At 52.5% G+C, this 1,858-nt stretch carries 1 protein-coding gene; it reads left to right on the forward strand.

Annotated elements, in window-relative coordinates:
- Positions 1-29 precede the first annotated feature (29 nt).
- Positions 30-1,858, forward strand: a 1,829-nt coding sequence (locus IBX50_RS20285) for a methyl-accepting chemotaxis protein (RefSeq protein ID WP_292258202.1), incomplete at its 3' end; no start/stop codon positions are given.

A 1,858-nucleotide genomic window follows, 5' to 3' on the forward strand; every position in this document is an offset into this window, starting at 1 on the left:
TTTTTACATGCATCTGCCGGAGACTGCTGATGACACAACTGATTAGCCATAATATGAATCTTTCCGCCGCAGAAAAACGCTGGCTGCCTGTTTTTGGCAGCAATGGCAAAATTCAGCTGGGATGGTCCTGCTTTTTGAACCGTAAACTCTATCCGGTCATCGAGCAGATCTTTGAAGGCATTGCTTCCACTCGTGTCAAGATTTTACACCACTGGGCCACCAGCCACTGGCAGCACCTGGATGAGCTGGCGGGGCAATGTGCTGAATCCGATGCTTCACAGTGGCCGGATTTATTACTGCGTCGCAAAACTCAGGTGGGTGATTTTTCTGAGCTGTGTATCATCAATCCTGAAGGGCAGATTTTGGTTTCCACCCACGCAGCACGCGTTGGACAAACCCACAGCGGTGGATTGTTGACCCGCGCTTTGCAGGAAGGCATAAAAAAACCTTTCTTGCACGGGCCTTATGCTGATCCAGTCACCCTGGAGCTGGGTGCTTCCACCTCCAGTTTTCATGATGCAGTCACCCTGATGTTTTATCAGCCGCTGATTCAACGTGGTGAGGTGATCGGTTGTATTGCCGGTCGTGTACCCAATGATGTAATTGGTGATCTGATCCAGCGTGAAGCTGGACACGTTTATCCGGAGTCTGGTGACAACTATATTTTTATGGTCAAGGCCGGTTTTGATACCAGTGTACAACCCGGCACAGCGCTGTCGCGTTCACGTTTTGAAGACAGCACCTTTTCTCATGGTGAAAACCTCAAACAAGGCATCCATACCCAATGGGGTGCGGTCAGTGTTAAACATCACACCGAACTGGAGTTGCGTTTTACAGATCCCGCCACCGGCCAGTTACACCCCGGCGTGCGTGAAACCATCAAAAACGGCAGCAACCTGTTCATCACCTATCCGGGTTATTCGGACTACCGTCATATTCCGGTAATCGGCAAAGGGGTGACTTTTCAGCTGCCTGGCTCGCCGGATCGCTGGGGCATGATGTGTGAAGGGGATCTGGAAGAGGTGTACCGTCGCCGATCCATCAGCGTTGGCCTGATGAACACCTACCTGGCAACCGTGATCGGCTTACTGGGCACCACTACCCTGCTACAACACTATTCACCCTTTGGCCTGCTGCCTACTCTGGCACTCAACACCCTATTGCTGCTGGTATCCGCCTGGATTTTTGCCAATACCGGCCCTAAACGAGTGGCAGAACGCCTGCGTAAAACCACCCAGATCATCCGCACCATTGCTGAAGGTGAAGGCAACCTGAAACAGCGGTTGGATACTGAAAAAATGGCGCGGGATGAAAGTGGCAGCATGGGGCGCTGGATCAACAGTTTTATGGACAGTCTGGATGGCATTATGGGTCAGGTGATTCATACCACCGGAGCGGTGCAGAGCAACAACGAAACCATGCTGACCCGCACCCACGAAGCCAGCCAGACCAGCCGTGAAGTGAATGAAGTCATCGGCAAGATGCTCACGCTGGTTGAAGAGCAACTGGGCGAAATTAACCAGGCATCCCAAACGGCACAAACCATGAAACAAGCCATGGATGAGGTAGTGGATAATGCCCGTGAACAGTTTGAAGCCGCTCGCACCGGCACCCTGAGCATTCGTAAGGTGGTCGATACCACTGCTGATCGGGTTCAGAAGCTCGATAGCCGTATGAAAGAAATTGGTGACATTGTTGCCATGATTACCGACATCACCAGCCAGACCAACCTGCTGGCACTCAATGCCGCCATTGAAGCCGCCCGCGCCGGAGAAGCCGGTCGTGGTTTTGCAGTGGTAGCAGATGAAGTGCGCTCTCTGGCCAATCGTACGGCAGAGGCAGCTTCTGAAATCCAGCA

This window comes from Marinospirillum sp. (genome assembly GCF_014859565.1).